The 16856-nt window shown below is 43.4% G+C and carries 13 protein-coding genes; 7 read left to right on the plus strand and 6 right to left on the minus strand.

The window, feature by feature from the left end; all coding sequences use genetic code 11:
• Nucleotides 1–93: 93 nt before the first annotated feature.
• Nucleotides 94–675: a pentapeptide repeat-containing protein gene (locus PLE34_RS13615; RefSeq protein WP_324557834.1), complete on the plus strand. Its 582-nt coding sequence runs from the start codon at nucleotides 94–96 to the stop codon at nucleotides 673–675.
• Between the two features lie 326 nt (nucleotides 676–1001).
• Here PLE34_RS13615 and manA read toward each other — a convergent pair whose 3' ends face one another.
• The 6 genes from manA to PLE34_RS13645 all read right to left on the minus strand — a co-directional run bounded on the left by manA (nucleotide 1002) and on the right by PLE34_RS13645 (nucleotide 6362).
• Nucleotides 1002–2228, minus strand: coding sequence for a mannose-6-phosphate isomerase, class I (gene manA / locus PLE34_RS13620; RefSeq protein WP_324557836.1), 1227 nt, complete (start codon nucleotides 2226–2228; stop codon nucleotides 1002–1004).
• A 21-nt stretch (nucleotides 2229–2249) separates the two neighbouring features.
• On the minus strand, nucleotides 2250–2723 hold the full coding sequence (gene rnhA / locus PLE34_RS13625; RefSeq protein WP_324557837.1) for a ribonuclease HI: 474 nt from the start codon (nucleotides 2721–2723) through the stop codon (nucleotides 2250–2252).
• Between the two features lie 60 nt (nucleotides 2724–2783).
• Entirely contained in the window at nucleotides 2784–3572 is a 789-nt protein-coding gene (locus PLE34_RS13630; protein ID WP_324557838.1) for a PhzF family phenazine biosynthesis protein, read from the minus strand.
• 98 nt (nucleotides 3573–3670) lie between these two features.
• A complete protein-coding gene (locus PLE34_RS13635) occupies nucleotides 3671–5299 on the minus strand; it encodes an acyl-CoA carboxylase subunit beta (protein WP_324557840.1) in 1629 nt (542 codons plus the stop codon).
• A gap of 28 nt (nucleotides 5300–5327) precedes the next feature.
• Nucleotides 5328–5708 (minus strand): Dabb family protein, encoded by a 381-nt coding sequence (locus PLE34_RS13640; RefSeq protein ID WP_324557841.1) that lies wholly within the window; start codon nucleotides 5706–5708, stop codon nucleotides 5328–5330.
• A 336-nt stretch (nucleotides 5709–6044) separates the two neighbouring features.
• Entirely contained in the window at nucleotides 6045–6362 is a 318-nt protein-coding gene (locus PLE34_RS13645; protein WP_324557842.1) for a peptidase associated/transthyretin-like domain-containing protein, read from the minus strand.
• Between the two features lie 427 nt (nucleotides 6363–6789).
• On the opposite strand from PLE34_RS13645, the gene PLE34_RS13650 reads away from it, so the two are divergent.
• The 6 genes from PLE34_RS13650 (at nucleotide 6790) to PLE34_RS13675 (ending at nucleotide 16854) form a co-directional block, all read left to right on the plus strand.
• Complete coding sequence (locus PLE34_RS13650) at nucleotides 6790–8691, plus strand: toprim domain-containing protein (RefSeq protein WP_324557844.1); 1902 nt, start codon at nucleotides 6790–6792, stop codon at nucleotides 8689–8691.
• Nucleotides 8692–8795: 104 nt separating this feature from the next.
• The gene (locus PLE34_RS13655) at nucleotides 8796–9629 is read left to right on the plus strand and encodes a DUF1835 domain-containing protein (protein ID WP_324557845.1); all 834 of its coding nucleotides are present in this window, start codon (nucleotides 8796–8798) and stop codon (nucleotides 9627–9629) included.
• A gap of 1 nt (nucleotide 9630) precedes the next feature.
• Nucleotides 9631–9996 carry a DUF4260 domain-containing protein gene (locus PLE34_RS13660; RefSeq protein ID WP_324557847.1) on the plus strand — a complete coding sequence of 122 codons (366 nt, stop codon included), beginning with the start codon at nucleotides 9631–9633 and terminating at the stop codon, nucleotides 9994–9996.
• A gap of 77 nt (nucleotides 9997–10073) precedes the next feature.
• On the plus strand, nucleotides 10074–12578 hold the full coding sequence (locus PLE34_RS13665) for a DNA gyrase/topoisomerase IV subunit A (protein WP_324557849.1): 2505 nt from the start codon (nucleotides 10074–10076) through the stop codon (nucleotides 12576–12578).
• Between the two features lie 57 nt (nucleotides 12579–12635).
• A complete protein-coding gene (locus PLE34_RS13670) occupies nucleotides 12636–13445 on the plus strand; it encodes an N-acetylmuramic acid 6-phosphate etherase (RefSeq protein WP_324557851.1) in 810 nt (269 codons plus the stop codon).
• Nucleotides 13446–13872: 427 nt separating this feature from the next.
• Nucleotides 13873–16854, plus strand: a complete 2982-nt coding sequence (locus tag PLE34_RS13675) for a SusC/RagA family TonB-linked outer membrane protein (RefSeq protein ID WP_324557853.1) — start codon at nucleotides 13873–13875, stop codon at nucleotides 16852–16854.
• Nucleotides 16855–16856: the final 2 nt, after the last annotated feature.

Here is a 16856-nt window from a genome sequence, read left to right on the forward strand (position 1 = left end):
TTTTGCCTGTCATGCTGGGGAACGAAGCAGCTGTATATTATTTGGCTCCTGGTGCTTTGCATTCTATACATTGCAACATCTTAAACAACTGGCATGGAAGCATTAGTCATACAAGACAAAACATTTGATAAAAAAGATTTTACACAACAAGCATTGGCTAAAGGCGAATATGAAAACTGTAGTTTTACTGGCTGCGATTTTTCCAACGCCGGGCTTAACGATATACGCTTTTTGGAATGCGCATTTAAAGGCTGTAACCTGAGTATGGCACACCTTGCAACAACCGCATTCAGGGATATACAATTCACCGACTGCAAAATGCTGGGCCTTCATTTTGAAAACTGCAGCCAGTTTGGCTTATCATTCAGCTTTGATAATTGTAATCTCAGTCATTCTTCTTTTTATAAGACCAAGATCAAAAAAACGCTTTTTAAAAATACACAGCTCAAAGAAGTGGATTTTACAGAATGCGATTTAACCCAATCTGTTTTTGATAAATGCGACCTTACCGATGCGAAGTTCGAGAACAGCATACTGGAGAAAGCCGACTTCCGCAGTTCTTTCCATTATTCCATTAACCCGGAAGTAAACCGTATTAAAAAAGCCAGGTTCTCACTTTCCGGCATTCCGGGACTTTTAGATAAATATGATATAGAGATAGACCCGGCGGGTTAAATGGTATTCCGGTAATCAGCAATCAGGTGAGTAACTACTAACGACAGGCTGAATACTCCTTTTCTGCTCATAGCTAACAGCCTCCTCGGGGCTTTTTAATTTACAGTTTATGGTTGCATTTCGCTTCGGATTGCGGATTTCTGTCTTCGGATTTGAATTTTGAATTTTCTATGGTTTTTGTCATTTGGTTTCTTGATGCTTTATATTCGGATTTCGGATTACCGGCTTCGGATTTTTTAATTTATTTGGTGCTTGTTATTTGCTATTTGGTGCTTTGTATTTCCCCTGGATTTCGAATTCCCGGCTTCGGATTTTTAGTCTGTAGTTTATGGTTTGTTGTTTATGATTGCATCCTGCTCCGGTACGCCCGCTTTATATAATACCGCCTTTGTGCCGGCGCCTATGGTATAGGTTTCGGAAGCGCCTACCAGCACAGCTTCTCCTTTTTTTACGTGAAGTGTTTGTACAGGGGTTGTGATCTCAGCCTCGCCTTCTGTAATCAATAATATTTCTACCGAAAAAGCGGTATGCCGGTATGCAGACAGCTTGTTAACCGTAATGTTACTTACTTCAAAATCCGGTACAGGGCAATGATACACGGTTTCCGCCCCGTTTTTTTCTCCATTCATGACCTGCGGGATAATACCTTCGAACAAAGTATGTTTTAAGAGTTCAGGCACATCTATATGCTTAAGCGTTAATCCGCCGCGCAGTACATTATCAGAATTAGACATCAGCTCAATATTCTGCCCTTCTAAGTAGGCATGAGGCACGCCTGCCCCCTGGAATATGGCCTGCCCGGGGTGCAACTGTACGATGTTAAAAAAATAAATGGAAAATATCCCGCGGTCTATATTGTTATAGTTACCGTTATTAGCGGCTAATGTTTTACATGCCCAGTATGCCGGGCCGGATTTTGATAACCGGCCGACTTTATATAAAGGTTCAGCTTCTTGAAGTAAAGGGCTGAGCAGGTTATCTACGGCGGCCTGCGGTAGCTCCATTACCTGTTTATACAATCCATAATGACCTTCCTTTTCAAATACAGGCAGCAGGGTTTGAAAAGCTTCCGTTTCCCGGAGGGTTTGGAGGAGCAATGCGCTTTCTTTAAAGCCATGCAATAACCAAAAATCGCTTAATGCCAGCATTACTTCGGGTTTGTGGTTATCGTCTTTATAATTGCGGTGTGGTGCGTTAAGCGCAACACCTGCTTCATTTTCCCTGGCAAAACCTTTTTCCGCTTCTGTTTTGGAAGGATGTACCTGTATAGAAAGCATATCCTTTACATCCAATACTTTAAACAGGTAGGGTAATCCGCCAAACCGGGCGGCAGTTTTTTCGCCCAACCATTGTGCAGGGTTATTCCCGATCAGTTCATTTAAGGCGATGTGGTGATTTGCATTTTGCTCAACAAGGGAAGGCGCGCTGGCGTGTGCACCCATCCAGTATTCGGCATAGGGTTGCTGCGTGCTATTATTTATACCTAACAGTTGTGGTATATATGTTGTTCCACCCCATGCATAGTGCTGTACTTTGCCCGTGAGCTTATACATAATTTATTAATTTGATTATAATCAGTCATTGATTCCATTTTCATACATATCATCTATTAACAGGTTTTTGCCGTCTGCCGCTGCTGTAGCCAGTTCATCACAACGATTATTGTAAGGATTATCTGCATGGCCTTTTACCCATACAAATTGTATACTATGTTTTTGTGAAAGCTGGTAATAACGCTTCCAGAGATCTTTATTTTTTTTGCCGCCTTTAAAATCGGTTGCGATCCATTTTTTAAGCCAGCCTTCTTTTACGGCTCTCACCACGTACTGGCTGTCGGAATAAATGGTAACGGGCATGTTGTTTTTGGTTAATGCTTCCAGCGCCGCAATCACTGCCATCAGTTCCATACGGTTATTGGTAGTGAGCCGGTAGCCCTGCGATAGCTCTTTTTCAGCGGCGCCCCATTTTAGAACAGCGCCATACCCTCCCCGTCCGGGGTTTCCTCTTGCCGCGCCATCGGTATAAATGATCAGTGTTGATTGAGTCATAGTTGTTGCCGGAAGTCCGAAGTATTAAATTTCGAAATTCGAATTTAAATACTTCGGATTTTATGCTATTATTTCTCCTTTCATATACGTAACGGCATAGCCGCTCATTAATACCCTGTCGCCCGATAGTTCACAATCCAAATATCCCTTTCTTGCAGACAGTTGTATGGCTTTGAGCGTATTTTTGCCCAATACGCCTGCCCAGTAAGGTGTAAGCAAAGTATGCGCCGATCCTGTAACCGGGTCTTCATCAATTCCGCTTTGCGGAAAGAAACAGCGCGAAACAAAATCTGCTTCATTGCCACGGGCCGTTGCCAGTACGCCACGGCTTTTAAGGGTAGCTAAAATTTTAAAATCGGGCTGTAATTGTTCAATTGTTTGCTGGTCGTTTACCACCACCATGTAATCAAACTTACCTTTGTATACTTCATTTACCGTTATCCCCAGGCCTTCGCCAATGGCTGCAGGTATATCGGTTACGCTTTCAAAACGGTCTGCCGGAAAATCCAAAGTAAGCTGCCCGTTTTTTTGCCGTGTAACTTTTAGCAGTCCACTTCTTGAATGAAAGCTGATCTCTTTTCCCGGGTAATTTAGATGGGTGAAAAAAACATGCGCAGCCGCCAGTGTGGCGTGTCCGCAAAGATCTACTTCAACTGCCGGCGTAAACCATCGAATGTAGTATCCGTCATTTTCAGGAACAATAAATGCCGTTTCGGCAAGATTGTTTTCCAGCGCTATATTTTGCATGAGAGCGTCCGGCAGCCATTCTTCCAAGGGGCATACGGCGGCGGGATTTCCTCCAAAGATATGTTGTGTAAAGGCATCTGCCTGGTATATAGAAATTGTCATTTGACTTGATTGATTGTTTAAAACTAACTGCTACCTCATACCTGCTACCTCACACCTCACCCCCTATACCCCACACCTTATACCTCATACCCCATACCTCACACCTGAAAAACACCGGTGCTAAAGCTGTCTGTTGTTTTTTTATGATTGGCCGCGGCTATCCCTTCTGCAATTAGTTTACGGGTATCTGCCGGATCAATGATATCGTCTACCCATAACCGTGCGGCGGCATAAAACGGGGTAGTTTGCTTTTCGTAGCGGTTTTTTATGTCATCTAATAATTTTTTCTCTGCTGCGGGATCAATGGTTTCTCCTTTTGCTTTCAGGGCATTCACCTGTATTTGCAATAAGGTTTGAGCGGCCTGCTCGCCGCCCATTACCGCTATTTTTGCAGAGGGCCATGCATAAATAAAGCGGGGATCATAAGCTTTGCCGCACATGGCGTAATTGCCGGCTCCGTATGAGTTGCCAATAATGATCGTTATTTTGGGTACAACAGAATTGGCTACGGCATTCACCATTTTAGCGCCGTCTTTAATAATGCCCGAATGTTCGCTGCGGCTGCCCACCATAAACCCCGTTACATCCTGCAAAAAAACCAGGGGAATATTTTTTTGATTGCAATTCATGATAAAACGGGCAGCCTTATCCGCGCTGTCGTTATAAATAACGCCACCCATCTGCATTTCACCCCGTTTGTTCTTAATTATTTTACGCTGGTTGGCCACTATGCCAACTGCCCATCCTTCAATGCGGGCATAACCACATAAGATCGTTTGACCGTAATCGCGTTTGTACTGGTCAAACTCCGAATTATCTGTTATGCTTTCTATAATGTCGAGCATATCATATGGCTTTGTTGCATCTGAAGGCAGAATGCCATATATGGCTGCGGGATCTTTTTTTGGGGCTTTGCTTTTTATCCTGTTGAATCCTGCCGTTTCTTTTGTGCCGAGCTTAGCGCATATCTTTTTTATTTCATCTAAGCATTGCTGTTCGGTATCGAATTTATAGTCGGCTATACCGCTAATTTCGGTATGTGTTACCGCGCCGCCCAAACTTTCCGCATCTACCTCCTCCCCAATGGCGGCTTTCACTAAGTAAGGTCCGGCAAGAAAAATAGAGCCCTGGTTTTTTACGATCAGCGTTTCATCGCTCATTACGGGAAGGTAGGCGCCACCTGCCACACAGGCGCCCATTACCGCGGCAATCTGGGTAATACCCATAGCGCTCATGCGTGCATTATTGCGAAATATCCGGCCAAAATGTTCTTTATCCGGAAAAATTTCATCCTGCATGGGCAAAAAAACGCCGGCACTGTCTACCAGGTAAATGACCGGGAGATTATTTTCCATGGCAATTTCCTGCATGCGCAGATTTTTTTTACCGGTAACCGGAAACCACGCACCGGCTTTTACGGTTTGATCATTGGCTACAATTACGCATTGCTTTCCGCTTACATAACCAATGCCGGCAACCGTTCCGCCTGCAGGGCAGCCACCGTATGCTTCATACATTTCATAGCCGGCAAAAACACCAATTTCTACAAAAGGTGTGCCGGTGTCCGTCAAATATTCAATACGTTCCCGTGCAAGCAGTTTGTTCTTTTCTTTTTGCTTTTGTATTGCTTTTTTGCCGCCGCCTGCATAAATTATCTCACGCTCCTGCTTTACCTGGCTTAATGCCAGTTTCAGGGCGTCTTCATTTTTATTATTTTCTATATTCATTTAAGCAGCGTATTAAATAATAACCCGTTTAGTTTTTTGCCCAGTAGTCTATTACCAAAACCTTGTCTAAGTGAGGTGTCAGCACGTCTACAAATGCCTTGTGCGCAGCATGCGGAAGGTATACTGCCCTGTCTTCCTCACTTTTAAAGCTAACAAAAAAGCAATGTGTAAATCCCTGCGCAAGGTTTTCCGGGCTGTTGTTGGTGCCCCATTCTAAAGCTTTAATTTCTTTGATTTTTGATGGCAGCGCCCTGAATGCATCCTCTACTTCTTTTACCTGCAGGGCAGTAGCGTCATCTTTAAATTTAAATAAAACAACGTGTCTGAGCATTTTCTGTTCTTTGTTTGTGGCTGAAATAACTGTGCCTGCAATAATGCCGATGGCGATAATAGCAATTAATTTTTTCATTTGCTTTGTTTTAGGTAGCGTTATTTTAAGATTTTTTAAATACCGGTCAAATATAATCTATAGATCACATTTTTTCTTTTTCATGGTTTATGAAATATTTATCCTGCTTTTCGTAAAGTAATGTGGTTATTAAGAAGAAAGTGGAACAAAGCGGCATGCCGGTACCGCTTTAAAGAACAGTAAAGAAGAAGATGTGTAACCCTCACCCGCAGTAATGATAATACAGGCAATAATAAATGCAAAAGCGGTATGCATACGCATACCGCTCCTGTAATTTAATTTTTGCAGCCTAAACTACTAATACATCCTGCAATAAATGGAATTAGTAATTTGTTACTACTGTTCTAAAGTAATTTCACCGATGTCTGTTGCTTCTCCTTCCTTCACTTCCACACCCTCTTTAGATGCGTTTTTGTAGGGAGCGTTAGCTTCGATGATTACCTTATAGGTTCCTGGCTTGGCATCAGTAATTTCAAACGCGCCGTTTGCAATATCTGCTTTGAGCGTATCTGTGCCTGAAATGGCCCATGCTCTAACAGCAGCATCCGCCGGGCTAACTGTACCCTTAACTGAACCGTTTGTAAACACGTTAAACGCGAATAATCCTGCGGCAACAATACTTAATGCCGTCAATGTGAGCCTTGCTTTTTTCATAACGCTGGAATTTATTGATTTTGTAATTGGTTACAACTTTATCTTATTCCAGGGGATATAAAAATCAGGAGGGATACGCTATCAAAACAACTACTATGCCAAAAAATATAACAGCACTATGTTAAGGTATATTAACAGAAGCGTAGAAGTTAGTTGTCAGTCTCCGGATATGAGGTATGAGGCGTCAGGTATAAGGTGTGAGGTATAGGGTATAGGGTGAGAAGATAGTATGTAGGATGAGAAGTATTGGCCTGTAAAACCTGATAGCTGATTGCTGAAGGCTAATATCCGACGGGTTATACACAGGCGTGCATATTCTGCCTGGGGGCTTCTGATTTCGTTTTATTATATTTGCGGCGTCCTGTAATTACTAAAATAATTAGTATACCTTTGCCCGTTTCTCATACGCTGAATATAGAAATAATATATGGCTGAAGCAAAACAAAACCTGTTTGACTACACAGAAGATTCGATAAGATCGTTAGACTGGCGCGAACATATCCGGTTACGTCCCGGAATGTATATTGGAAAGCTGGGCGATGGCAGCAGCCCCGATGATGGCATCTATGTGTTGCTGAAAGAGGTGCTGGATAATTGCATTGACGAGCATATGATGGGATATGGAAAGCAGGTAGACATTGTGGTGGAAGGGAAAACGGTTACGGTTCGCGACTTTGGAAGAGGCATCCCGTTAGGTAAGGTAGTAGACGTAGTGAGCAAGATCAATACCGGCGCCAAGTACGATAGCAAAGCTTTTCAGAAATCGGTGGGCTTAAACGGTGTGGGAACCAAAGCGGTGAATGCACTGAGTAATTATTTTAAGGTGATGGCGATAAGGGAAGGCAAACAAAAAACGGCGGAGTTTGAAAAGGGCATATTGGTAAAGGAATATAAAGAATCGAAAACGGATGAAACCAATGGTACGCTGGTAACCTTTATTCCTGATGAAACCGTATTCCGCAACTTCCATTTTCAGCCGGAATATATTGACAACCTGTTATGGAACTACTGTTACCTGAATGCCGGTTTGATAATAACATTCAATGGTAAAAAGTATGTCAGCAAAAATGGATTGCTGGATCTGCTGCAGCGCAAAACGAATACCGATGAGATCCGTTATCCCATTATACATCTCAAAGGTGAAGATATTGAGCTGGCTATAACGCACAATAACGATTACGGCGAAGAGATATTCAGTTTTGTAAACGGACAGTTCACCACACAGGGCGGAACCCATCACCAGGCCTTCCGCGAAGCCTTTGTAAAAGTGGTGCGTGATTTTTTTAAAAAGGATTACGATTTTACCGATATCCGTCAAAGCATCGTGGCTGCCGTGGCGGTAAGGGTGGTTGAACCCGTATTTGAAAGTCAAACCAAAACCAAGCTGGGCTCCCAGTACATGCAGGAAGGCGGCATGAGCATGAAGAATTTCGTGCATGAATTCCTTTCCAAGGAGCTGGATAATTTTTTGCATAAAAACCAGGCGGTGGCTGAAGCCTTAAAAAAGCGGATTGAGCAAAGTGAGCGGGAGCGCAAAGAATTAGCGGGCATAAAGAAATTAGCTAACGAAAGAGCAAAAAAAGCCAACCTGCACAATCGCAAGCTGCGCGATTGCCGTATCCATTTCAACGATGATCCGCCAAATAATAAGAGCAGGGAAGCCTTTCATGAGCGCCAGTTAGAAAGCACTATTTTTATTACGGAAGGCGATTCGGCAAGTGGCTCCATTACCAAGGCCCGCGATGTGGAAACGCAGGCCGTATTCAGCCTGAGGGGTAAACCCCTGAACTGTTACGGGCTCACTAAAAAAGTGGTATATGAAAATGAAGAGTTTAACCTGTTGCAGCACGCTTTAAATATTGAAGACGGTATTGAAGGGTTAAGATACAATAATATAGTAGTGGCAACAGATGCCGATGTGGATGGCATGCACATCAGGCTGCTGCTGCTTACCTTCTTTTTACAGTTCTTTCCCGACCTGGTAAAGAACGGGCATGTATACATTCTTGAAACGCCCCTGTTCAGGGTACGTAACAAACAGGAAACAATTTATTGTTATGATGAAACGGAGAAGCAGGCTGCTGTTAAAAAATTAGGGGCTAAACCCGAGATTACGAGGTTCAAGGGGCTGGGTGAAATTTCACCGGATGAATTTGGGCGGTTTATCAGCTCGGATATGCGCAAGCAGCCGGTAATGGTGATGCCCGAAACGCATTTGCAGCAGCTGCTGGAATATTATATGGGCAAAAACACACAGGACAGGCAGGAGTTTATTATTGATAATTTGCGGGTAGAAATAGATATTGCAGAGGATGTGAAAGCCGGGTAAGAAGTGTCGGATTTCCGCGTGAAGTTCTCCCGTTTCACTTCTTACGATGAGATACAGCATAATGATCATTAATATAACAATAGGTTTAATTCCAAAACAGTTACATGATACACATTGTTTTTAATGAAGCAGACACCGCCGTTTTAACAAAGGCCATTGAACTGGACGAAACCCTTCAGGGTGAAGTGGTACAGATAAAAGATGATTATGCGGTTGGTCCTTTAGCTAACATATATATTGGCGAAGGTATAGCAGCACGAAAGACCTGGTGGATGCAGGTATTGGCCGGCGGCGATTATGACGGGAAAACGGAAGATGGTTCTGTAGACGATTATAAAACCATAGCAGAGCTGGTGGGGGAATTGCGCCGTAATCCGGGAGAGATAGTATGGATTTGGGCCGCGCAGAATAAGCATGATGTGAGCGGTTACTACTGGCTGCTGCATTTTCTAAAAGAATTCCAGGGCAGGGTGTTCATCCTTTATCTGAATAACCTTCCCTTTTTCAACGAAAAAGGAAATATTTTTTATCCTTCCTGGCTGCACACCATTCCCCCGAAAGAATTTTTAAAAGCAAAAAAGCTGGCGCGCCCCATTACATTAAGCGAATTTGAAGTTGATCCCGATGAATGGATAAGGCTTTGCAATGAAAATAAAGGGGTACGTATACTGGAAGGCGGAAAAAAGTTAGTGCAGTATGATTATGATTTTTATGACGCGGATCTGAAAAGTTTCATTACAAAGGACTGGCAAAAGGCAGGTAAGCTCATCGCCCAGTTTTTATCAAAAAACAAGCATACTACCGGTGACGCGTACCTGTTGTGGAGGCTGAAGTTAATAATAGCAGGCGGAGAATATGAGATACAGGGTGCATTAAAGAATATGAAAGATTTTGAGATCAGGCGCAAAGCCGGTATTACAGAACAGGTAAATGAATAAGATGAAATTCATTTTAAAATGGGAAGAGCTGGCTTTATTTGCACTGAGCATATATGCCTTATACGATATGCAGGTACAATGGTGGATATACCTGTTGCTGTTTTTGGGGCCGGATATCAGCATGCTGGGATATGCCGCGGGTAACAGGGCCGGCGCCATTTCGTATAACCTTTTTCATCATAAAGGTATTGCCGCTATATTTTTTATTGCAGGCTGGTTACCCGGTAGCTGGACTTTACAGGTTACCGGTATCATATTATTCGGGCATTCCTGCATGGACAGGACATTTGGCTATGGATTAAAGTATTTCACGGGTTTTAAGTTTACGCACCTTGGCCTAATAGGAAAGCAGGAAGACAGTAAATAGTAATACGGATATTCCGGTGATAGCATTATTAAAAAACAGTTTATTATCCCATAACATAAGGTTGTGGAAATATTTATATGAGTAAAGACAATTTTTTAGGAAATGAATCCGGCATTCATGGCCAATATAAAACATGGTTCCTCGATTATGCCTCCTATGTTATCCTGGAAAGGGCTGTTCCGGCAATTGAAGACGGGCTGAAGCCGGTACAGCGCCGCATCCTTCATGCCATGAAGGAAATGGATGACGGGCGGTTTAATAAGGTAGCTAACATTATCGGGCAATCCATGCAATACCATCCGCATGGAGATGCTTCTATTGGTGATGCGCTTGTAAATATGGGACAAAAAGACCTGCTCATTGAAACGCAGGGCAACTGGGGTGATGTGCGCACAGGCGATGATGCAGCCGCGGCCCGCTATATTGAAGCCCGGTTAAGCAAATTTGCGCTGGAAGTGGCTTTTAACGCCAAAATCACTGAATGGCAGCTCAGCTATGACGGAAGAAAAAATGAACCGGTAACGCTTCCTATGAAGTTTCCTTTGCTGCTGGCCCAGGGAGCGGAAGGCATAGCGGTTGGTTTATCAACCAAAATATTACCACATAATTTTTGCGAGATCATTGAAGCGGCTATCAAACATTTACGCGGCAAAAAATTTGAATTATTCCCCGATTTTCAAACCGGCGGAATGATTGATGCAACGAATTATAATGAAGGTAAAAGGGGGGGGAAGGTAAAAGTGCGTGCACACATTGAGGAATTAGATAAAAAAACGCTGGTCATACGCGATGTGCCCTATGGTGTAACTACCGCGCAGCTGATGGATTCCATTGTGAAAGCGAATGACCAGGGAAAGATTAAAATAAAAAAGGTTACCGACAATACGGCCGCCAATGTGGAAGTGCATGTTGACCTCGCCCCCGGTATCTCCACTGATATAACCATTGATGCATTGTATGCGTTTACCGACTGTGAGGTAAGCATTTCACCGAATGCCTGCGTGATCGCTGAACAAAAGCCGCGTTTCATAACCGTACACGACCTGCTCCGTTCATCAGCCGACTTAACCAAAGAGTTGCTGAAAAAGGAACTGGAAATTAAGCTGGCGGAATTGCAGGAAAAATGGCATTATACTTCACTCGAAAAAATATTCTTTGAAGAAAAAATATATAAAGAATTAGAAAAAAAGCATGAAACCTGGGAAAAGGTATTAATGGCTATTGATAAAGCATTTGTTCCTTTTAAAAAACAATTGAAAAAGGAAATATCTAAAGAAGACATTGTTAAACTGACGGAGAAACCGGTACGCAGAATTTATAAACTGGATATTGATGAGCTGAATGCGCAGATCAGGAACATTGATAAAGAGATCAAACAGGTAAAATACGACCTGGAGAATCTGGTAGACTTTGCTGTAGCCTACTATGATAACCTTTTAAAAAAATACGGTAAAGGCAGGGAACGCAAAACGGAAATCAGGCTGTTTGAGTCTATACAGGCCAAGCAGGTAGCCATTGCCAATGCCAAATTATATGTAAACCGTTCAGAAGGATTTATAGGCACAGGGTTAAAGAAGGATGAATTTGTAGATGATTGCTCAGACTTAGATGATATTATAGCCTTTACCAAAGCCGGTAAAATGAAGGTGGTGAAGGTAGCGGATAAAGTGTTTATCGGGAAAGACATTCTGCATGTTGCCGTTTTTAAGAAAAATGATGAGCGTACTACTTATAATATGATCTACATGGATGGGAAAACGGGGATCAGCTACGCCAAACGGTTTAACGTTACCAGCATTACCCGTGATAAGGAGTATGACCTGACCAAAGGATCAGACAAAAGTAAAGTGCATTATTTTTCTGTTAATCCCAATGGTGAAGCGGAAGCTGTTAAGATTATGCTCAGCCCTTCGTCAACTGCCCGCAATAAGGAGCTCGAATTTTATTTTGAAGAATTAGAGATCAAAGGCAGGGGCAGCATGGGTAACCAGGTAACAAAATATCCTGTTAAATCTGTGAAGTTCAAGGAAGCCGGGCGCTCAACACTGAGTGGAAGAAAGCTATGGTTTGATGATACCTTTGGAAGGCTTAACGCGGAAGAAAAAGGGCAATACCTGGGGATGTTCGATAGTGAAGACCGGTTACTGATCATTTACAATAATGGTAACTATGAAATTTCTGATACGGAGCTGAGCCAGCGCTTTGACGGGGACAAGGTAGTGCTGATTGAAAAATTTGATCCTGAAAAAGTAGTAACAGCCGTGTACCTTGATAAAGAAAAGCTGCAATACAATATCAAAAGATTTAAGATTGAGACCACTACGCTGCGTAATAAATTTTTCTTTATAAAGGAAGGAGAAGGAAACCTGCTGGAAGCGGTTACTACAGAAGCCTCACCTGTGCTGGTAATGCAGAGTGGAAAGGGCGCCCAGATCAGAAAAGCCAAAATTAAGGTGAACAAAATGGTGGAAGTAATGGGCTGGAAAGCCGTTGGCGCCAGGCTTGCCGATTTTACGAAAAGCACGGAAATGGAATGGGAAAAAAGGAAGCCTGAGGATAATCAGCAGCCTGAGCTATTTTAATAAACAGCCATATGGCCAATGGGTATCAGCCATCATTTAATTGCTCTTAACACTACTATGATACGAATTACAGAACAGCCCTCTTTGTACCGGCACCTTGAAAAAATGACCGTAGAAGCGCTTACCGCTCACATCAATAACGAAGATAAAAAGGTAGCGCCGGCAATAGAAAAAGCATTGCCGCAGCTTAATAGGCTGATCACCGCCATTGCAGAAAAATTAGAGGCTGGCGGCAGGATGTTTTACTTAGGCGCCGGTAGCGGCGGACGCCTTTCGGTATTAGACGCTATTGAATTGCCTACCACTTATGGTATTCCAAAAGGCATGGTAAACGTGATATTGGCCGGTGGTGTGGAACATCTTATTGAAGCGCCTGAAGAAAAGGAAGATGATACGGAAGCGGGGTGGGATGCCCTGAAAGCATATGCTATTTCGGATAAAGATATAGTGGTGGGTATTTCCGCCAGCGGCACAACCCCTTTTGTGCTGGCAGCTTTAAAACAATGCCGCTCTGCAGGCGTAACTACCGGCTGTATAGTAAGTAATCCCGGGTCGCCCATTGCAGCGGCATCAGAACTGCCGGTGGAAGTGATCACCGGCCCCGAGTTCGTTACGGGCAGCACCCGGATGAAATGCGGTACGGCACAAAAAATGATCTTTGATATGATCAGCACCACTACTATGATACGCCTGGGCAGGGTGGAAGACAACAGCATGGTAAATGTATTGCTGATCAATGATAAGATCACCGACCGGGCGGTAAAAATATTGATGGAAAAAGCCGGGCTGAAAGACTATGATAATGCCAAAGCCATTTTGCTGCAGCATGGCAGCGTAAAAAAAGCGATGGACGCGCTCGGCGGGTAGGGGGAGGTTGCAGGTTGCAAGTTTCAGGGTGTGCAAGTTTCAGGTTACAGGTTTCAAGGGAACGGCACCCTTATAACTTCCATCCTGTAACCTGTAACTGTAACTTGAAACAGGCAAGCCACTCTCCACTAATCTCCGGTCGCAGGTTGTAGGGAGGATTGAACTTGTACCTTGTACCTTGCGACCTGCAACCTGCAACCTGCAACCACTTCCCACTTCCCACTTCCCACTCACCACTCACCACTTGCTACTGAGATGCATCATTTTCCTGCTGCAGTTTGTCTGTATGTAAGCTATAGAAGGCAGATAGCATGGTTATACCGGAAAAAATTTCAAACGTTTGCACTGGCCGGGGTATGTTTAAGTAAAATTATAGTACTATGTTTACCTGCAATATATTTTATACAACCCAAAATTAACTACGCGTATGAGACAACGATTGCTATGGTTAATGGTATTGTTATTACCATCGTATCTGCATCTTTCGGCGCAAGCCCAGGGAAGCGTTACCGGAACCGTTAAAACAGAAACCGGCGATATCGTTGCCGGCGCTTCTGTTACAGCAGAGCATTCCTCCAGTAAATCAAAAACAACCGTTACCTCCAATGAGGAAGGGGTATTTATTTTTTCAGGCCTTGCCAATGGCAGCTATACTTTTACGGTAAGCTATGTAGGCTATGGTATTGAAACGCTTACGGGTACCGTAGGGGCTTCCGGCTTACAACTGGCTGCTGTGCTAAAAGTAGCTGCTCAAAGCCTTGAAGACGTGGTAGTGGTAGGTTATGGCACCCAACGTAAAAGAGATGTAACCGGATCCGTAAAATCTGTAAAAGCCGAGGCTTTTAACAAAGGGATTGTAAACAACCCCCAGCAGTTATTGCAGGGAAAGGTTGCCGGCGTGAATATAACATCATCCAGTGGTGAGCCCGGTGCAGGCGTGAATATCGTTATTCGCGGGTCCGGTACCGTTAGAAGCGGCAGTTCCCCTCTTTTTGTAATAGATGGTGTGCCACTCGACAATGCCGGAACCGGTAGCGGTGACCCCCTCAACTTTTTAAATCCGCAGGATATTGAATCAATGGATGTGCTGAAAGATGCATCAGCTACTGCTATTTATGGTTCCCGTGGTGCAAACGGCGTAGTACTTGTTACTACAAAGCGTGGCAAGGCGGGTACTTCTGCACTCAATTATTCCACTGCTGTAGGCATTGCCAGCCCGGCCAACAAACTGCCTATATTTTCAACTGAAGAGTTTAAAAAGGAGGTAGTAGCCGCAGGGGGTACTTTGGAAGATTTCGGTGCTTCTACTGACTGGCAGGATGAAATTTTCCGAACCGCTAACACTTATGATAATAACCTTACCTTAAGCGGAGGCACCAGCAAGCTGGTATATTACGCTTCTTTAAATGCGTTAAACCAGGATGGTATTTTGAAAGGCAGCAATTTGAAAAGGTATACCGGTCGTTTTAACGCTACCCAAAAATTATGGGATGATCGCCTTTCCATTGATATCAACCTTACTGCAAGCAATACCGGCAACCGCAGGCCACCCATTGATGGTATGATCGGAAGTGCTATTTCCAATAACCCAACATTACCGGCACGCGATGCAGACGGCAACCCGGCAAAATTTGAGAACGTTAGCAATCCGCTGCTTGAACTCGAACTGTATAAAGATGTTGCCAGCATCAATCGTGTGCTGGGGAATATTACACCTACTTTAAGAATTATAAAAGGACTTACCTATAAGCTGAATTTTGGTATTGATAACGCAACCGGCACCCGCGATTATGTTAATTACGCCAATGAGGTACCGCAGCGTGATGGAAGATTCGAAACACAGTCAACACTGGTGCGTAACAAGATCATCGAAAATTATCTTAACTATACCACCGATATTGGTTATCACAGTATTGCTGCGCTGGCAGGTCATTCTTATCAGAATATCCTGTACCAGTTCAGGGGATCAAGCATTAACAAGCTGCCGCTTAACGACCTGGATCCCATATACAATCCTGGTATCGGGCAGGAATTAACCATGGCTAATAACCGCCCTTATGGTAACGCCAATATCAACGAAATTCAGTCTTATTTTGCCCGTATTAATTATGGGTTCGACAACAAATACCTGGTAACGGTAAACTTCAGAATGGATGGGTCAACCAAATTCGGGGAAAACAACAGGTATGGTTATTTCCCTTCCTTTTCTTTAGGATGGAATATTGCTGAAGAATCGTTTATGCAAAACTCCGCTTTTAATGTACTTAAATTAAGAGGAGGCTGGGGTATAACCGGTAACCAGGAAATTGGTCCTAAACTTACCCAACCTCTTTTCAGAACCGAAGTGAACGCTTCGGTAAGCTATCCCCTGTATCCTACAGGGAGCTACCCTCCGGGTACGTTTTATTCCCGCCTGGCAAATCCCGATCTGCGGTGGGAATCTTCCAAAACCACAAACGTGGGGCTTGATTTCGGCTTGCTGAATGGAGCGCTTACCGGTGCGATAGACGTATTTGAAAAAATTTCAGATAACATCCTACTTTCTATTCCTCCGCAGGATCCTGTTCAGCCAAGCGCCACATATTACGCCAATATCCCCGGCATGTCTATTAAAAACAGTGGTATTGAGCTCGATCTGGCCTACAGAAAAAAAATATCCCCTAATCTTGGTTTCGGCATCGGTGGAAATGCCGCATTTATTAAAAACAGGGTTAGCGGATCTCCTTACCAGGTAATATTCTCAGGCTCTGCCAGTGGTTCAGGGTTAACCAGCGCCACTATCAATGGCTATGTCAATGGTCAGCCTATCGGTACTTTCTATATGCTTGAATTTACCGGGATCGGCAGCGACGGAACAAGCCAGTACGCTGATACAGACAAAGATGGTATTATTACGCCCAAGGATCGTATCTCTGCCGGATCAGCAGTACCAAAATCGGTATATGGATTTTGGGGTAACGTTAATTACAAAGGCTTTGATCTTAGTGTAAACTTTAATGGCGTAAGCGGCAATAAAATTTATGATAACACGGCCACCGGTAATTTTTACAGGGCCAGAATTGCAAAAAATTTAAACACAACAACTGAGGCCACACAGTATCCCAACGAGTCTATCAATAATGCTGCAAGCATCAGTACAAGGTACCTGAAAGACGGAGGATATTTGAGACTGAACAATGCAGTATTGGCCTATAATTTTAATACCGACAAACTGGGCGTAAAAAACTGGGTTTCCAATTTGCGCATTTCTGTAACTGCCCAAAACCTTTTTGTAATTACCAAATATGATGGTTATGATCCGGAAATCAATGCAGACAGGTCTATTGACGGAGCACTTTCTTATGGTATTGACTACCTGAATTACCCGAAAGCGCGGTCAATAATTTTTGGATTAAATCTATCATTCTAAAA

This window comes from Agriterribacter sp. (assembly GCF_035445465.1).
Lineage (GTDB): Bacteria > Bacteroidota > Bacteroidia > Chitinophagales > Chitinophagaceae > Agriterribacter.

What these genes read in the sequence shown, in the direction of transcription:
- PLE34_RS13635 (WP_324557840.1), bottom strand. Translation starts at nt 5,299, where the DNA reads ATGAATATAGAAAATAATAAAAATGAAGACGCCCTGAAACTGGCATTA.
- PLE34_RS13670 (WP_324557851.1), top strand. Translation starts at nt 12,636, where the DNA reads ATGATACGAATTACAGAACAGCCCTCTTTGTACCGGCACCTTGAAAAA.
- PLE34_RS13665 (WP_324557849.1), top strand. Translation starts at nt 10,074, where the DNA reads ATGAGTAAAGACAATTTTTTAGGAAATGAATCCGGCATTCATGGCCAA.
- PLE34_RS13675 (WP_324557853.1), top strand. Translation starts at nt 13,873, where the DNA reads ATGAGACAACGATTGCTATGGTTAATGGTATTGTTATTACCATCGTAT.
- manA (WP_324557836.1), bottom strand. Translation starts at nt 2,228, where the DNA reads ATGTATAAGCTCACGGGCAAAGTACAGCACTATGCATGGGGTGGAACA.
- PLE34_RS13645 (WP_324557842.1), bottom strand. Translation starts at nt 6,362, where the DNA reads ATGAAAAAAGCAAGGCTCACATTGACGGCATTAAGTATTGTTGCCGCA.
- rnhA (WP_324557837.1), bottom strand. Translation starts at nt 2,723, where the DNA reads ATGACTCAATCAACACTGATCATTTATACCGATGGCGCGGCAAGAGGA.
- PLE34_RS13655 (WP_324557845.1), top strand. Translation starts at nt 8,796, where the DNA reads ATGATACACATTGTTTTTAATGAAGCAGACACCGCCGTTTTAACAAAG.
- PLE34_RS13660 (WP_324557847.1), top strand. Translation starts at nt 9,631, where the DNA reads ATGAAATTCATTTTAAAATGGGAAGAGCTGGCTTTATTTGCACTGAGC.
- PLE34_RS13630 (WP_324557838.1), bottom strand. Translation starts at nt 3,572, where the DNA reads ATGACAATTTCTATATACCAGGCAGATGCCTTTACACAACATATCTTT.
- PLE34_RS13640 (WP_324557841.1), bottom strand. Translation starts at nt 5,708, where the DNA reads ATGAAAAAATTAATTGCTATTATCGCCATCGGCATTATTGCAGGCACA.
- PLE34_RS13650 (WP_324557844.1), top strand. Translation starts at nt 6,790, where the DNA reads ATGGCTGAAGCAAAACAAAACCTGTTTGACTACACAGAAGATTCGATA.
- PLE34_RS13615 (WP_324557834.1), top strand. Translation starts at nt 94, where the DNA reads ATGGAAGCATTAGTCATACAAGACAAAACATTTGATAAAAAAGATTTT.